Genomic DNA, 3,444 nt, shown 5'->3' with positions numbered 1-3,444 from the left:
ATTAAATTATTCGCATCTGGAACCATTAAGCCGGTTTTATCCGTGACTTTTACTGTGACAAAAGCAAGATCTTCCCCATTGGTTTTAATAATAGAACGATCAGCTGTTATTTGCAGTTTTGACTTTTTTTCGGTAGTTTTTACCACATCTTCAGTCCAATTTTTCCCTTCTTTATAGACAACAACTTTTAATTCTCCCGGTTGGTAAACTACATCATCCCATCTTAAACGGTATTCAAAAGTTGCTTTTTTCTTTCTGCCCAAAGATTTGCCGTTTAGGAATAATTCTGCTTCATCTCCCGAAGTGAATACATGAACCGGAGTGATTTGGCCAATTCTGTCCTGCCAATTCCAATGTGGTAAAATATGAGCCATCGGTAAATCAGGACGCCAACGGGATTGGTACAAATAGAAACGGTCTTTTTTGAATCCGGCCAAATCTATAATTCCGCAATACGAACTGCGAGCCGAATAATACGGAGTTGGCTCACCGATATAATCCCATCCGCTCCAGACAAACTCTCCAGCCACAAAAGGGTAGCGGTCTTGGGTTGCAAAAACTTTATCGGGCGAAGAACCAAATTGAGCCGTATATAATTCATACGCACTTACTTCCTGTGTTTTTGGATTACCACCTGTAGTGTCGCTCACCGGGGCCGAATTTTCTTTGGCAACCGGAAAAATATAGGAACCACGAGTACTCAATGCCGATGCTGTTTCACTGCTGACTATCATTTTCTCAGGAAACTTTTGCTGAAAAGCAGGGTATAGGGGGGAGGTTCTGATTCCTCCTTTCAAATGTGCATAAGCCGGAGCATCCCTAATTCCTTCCCCTTGGTAATTCAGACTCATAAAGTCCATTTCTTTAGAAAAAGGCATATCGGGTTTGGCAAAATTTTGTGATGCCGATGCCGGTCTTGTTGGGTCTTCTTCGTGTACAATGTCGTGAAGTGTTTTGGCAATTTTGGCTCCTTCGGCATTCGTATATTGTTCTCCCACTTCATTGCCAAAACTCCAGGCAATAACCGAAGGATGGTTGCGGTCACGACGAATAAAGGAGCGTGTATCGGCTTCATGCCAATCCGGGAAAATCAAATGAAAATCGTGCGGTGTTTTTTTGCGTTCCCAGCTGTCAAAGACTTCGTCGATAACCAAAAAACCCATTCTGTCCGTCAAATCCAATAATTCAGGTGCCGGAGGATTGTGCGATAACCGAATGGCATTACAGCCCAATTCGCGTAACATTTCCAACTGCCGTTCTGCTGCGCGTACATTGAAGGCCGCGCCCAAAGCGCCTAAATCATGGTGCTGATTAACTCCCTGGATTTTGATTTTTGTTCCGTTTACAAGTATTCCCTGGGTTGGATTGAATTCAATTTTCCGAATTCCAAAAGGAGTATCGTATTCATCAACTTGTTTGTTATCAATAAAAAGTTGTGTTCTGGCGATGTATAAATGTTGCTTTTGCAAAGGATAAACTCCCCAAAGCTTTGGGTTTTTGAGTTTGATTTCTATTTCTTTGGTTTGTTGCTCATTTGTTTTTACGTTAAAACTTTCGGTTGGGAATACAGCAACTATTTTATTTTTGGCTTTGCCAAAATTATCTGCTTCGTAAAGTTGTGTTTTGGCGACAATGCTTTGTTCCGCTTCCGAATTATTTTGCAGTTGCAATGAAAGATTTATAGTAGCTTCATTAGTTGTAACTTGAGGAGTTTTTATAAAAGTCCCCCAATGTGCCACATGGACAGGAGCGGTTTTGACAAGCCAAACGTTGCGGTAAATTCCGCCACCGGGATACCATCTCGCCGAATGATTGGGGTTGTCAATTCGGATTGCTAATTGGTTTGTTCCTCCAAAATTAATGTAAGGAGTCAAATTCAATCGGAAGGAGTTGTAACCATAAGGCCAGCCTCCAACTAGTTTTCCATTGAGCCAAACCATTGCATACGACATAGCACCATCTATATCGAGATAGATTTCTTTTCCTTTGTCATTTGGTTCAATAGTTAGTTTTTTGCGATACCAAGCCACACCTTGACTTGGTAATCTGCCCATTCCGCCACCTACTTCGGGTTGGTCTCCTGTATAAAAGGCTTCTTTGATTGCCCAGTCATGCGGTAAGTTTATTTTTTGCCAATCGTTATCCTGAAAATTTTCTTTGACAAAAGCAAAATTCACACCGGGGTTTCCTTCGGGGCGGATGTGTTTTTTAGTTGGGTCCTTAATAAAACCATTAGCTGTTGGCAGAATCCAATCTTTTAAAACAGGTACTTTTGCTTCTGTTTTTACTGCTTCAGTAGGTTTAGAATCGGCTACTTTATTATCATTAGTATCTTCAATTTTTGGGCGAACATCATATATTAAATGGTCCGGATTTTTGCTATAGCGCATAAATAGCCAAGAATCATTGATGCTGATACGCTCTCTTTTGTACGATTGTTTTTGAGCATGTAAACTGAAAATGTTTAACAGGAATAGAAAAACTAAAAAGGCAGCATATTTTGGATTAACTGATATTCTGTTTAGTGTTTTCAAATTCATGATAATGGTACATTTTTATTTTGCCAAAAAAAAAATTTTAAGATAAGTAAGGGTCAATCGGAATTATAGTTCCGTCTTCATTGTATTTTAATTCGGTCACTTTGATAGATCGTAGATGAGTCACTCCTTTCGAAAGGCTGGAATCGTGATAGAACAAATACCATTTTCCGTTAACTTCACAGATAGAATGGTGTGATGTCCAACCCACAACCGGATTCAAAATACGACCTTGATACGTAAAAGGTCCGTAAGGATTGTCTCCAGTGGCATAACAAATAAAATGGGTATCTCCGGTAGAGTAGGAGAAATAATATTTTCCGTTGTATTTGTGTATCCAAGAAGCTTCAAAAAAGCGTCGCTCATTATCTCCAGCAAGAAGACGGTTGCCGTTTTCGTCTAGAATAAGAATCTCTTTTGGTTCTTCGGTAAATTGTTTTAAATCGTCCGTTAGTTTTGCTACAATTGGCCCCAAAGCATACTCGTTTGGCAAAGGTTCTTCGTTGTTAGTGTCGAATTTATTATCGCGGAATTTTTGAAGCTGTCCGCCCCAAATTCCTCCGTAATACATATAATAGCTACCGTCTTCATCCTCAAATACTGCCGGATCTATGGAATAACTTCCTTCTATCGGGTTAGGTTCAGCTACAAAAGGGCCTGTAGGTGAGTCGCTAATTGCAACTCCGATTCTAAAAATTCCGTCATGCGCTTTTGCAGGGAAGAACAAATAATATTTTCCGTCTTTATGAGCTGCATCCGGAGCCCACATTTGTTTTTCTGCCCAAGGGACATCGTTTACGTGTAAGGCTACTCCATTATCTACGGCTTTTGCATTTGGGTTATCCATCGAAATGACATGATAATCTTCCATTCCAAAGTGGTCTCCATTGTCATTGAAAGGGATTCC

The 3,444-nt window shown here is 40.2% G+C and carries 2 protein-coding genes; both read right to left on the bottom strand.

The window, feature by feature from the left end:
* On the bottom strand, nt 1-2,540 hold a 2,540-nt coding region (gene galB / locus VLB74_RS01590), incomplete at its 3' end, for a beta-galactosidase GalB (protein WP_325201722.1).
* A 37-nt stretch (nt 2,541-2,577) separates the two neighbouring features.
* Nucleotides 2,578-3,444 (bottom strand): glycoside hydrolase family 43 protein (locus VLB74_RS01585; protein ID WP_325201721.1); only part of this gene is annotated, 867 nt, incomplete at its 5' end.

The sequence above is a fragment of the Flavobacterium sp. genome, from assembly GCF_035456225.1.
Lineage (GTDB): Bacteria > Bacteroidota > Bacteroidia > Flavobacteriales > Flavobacteriaceae > Flavobacterium.
Note: the sequence above shows the minus strand (reverse complement) of the source record. Positions and strands in the feature narration are given on the sequence as shown.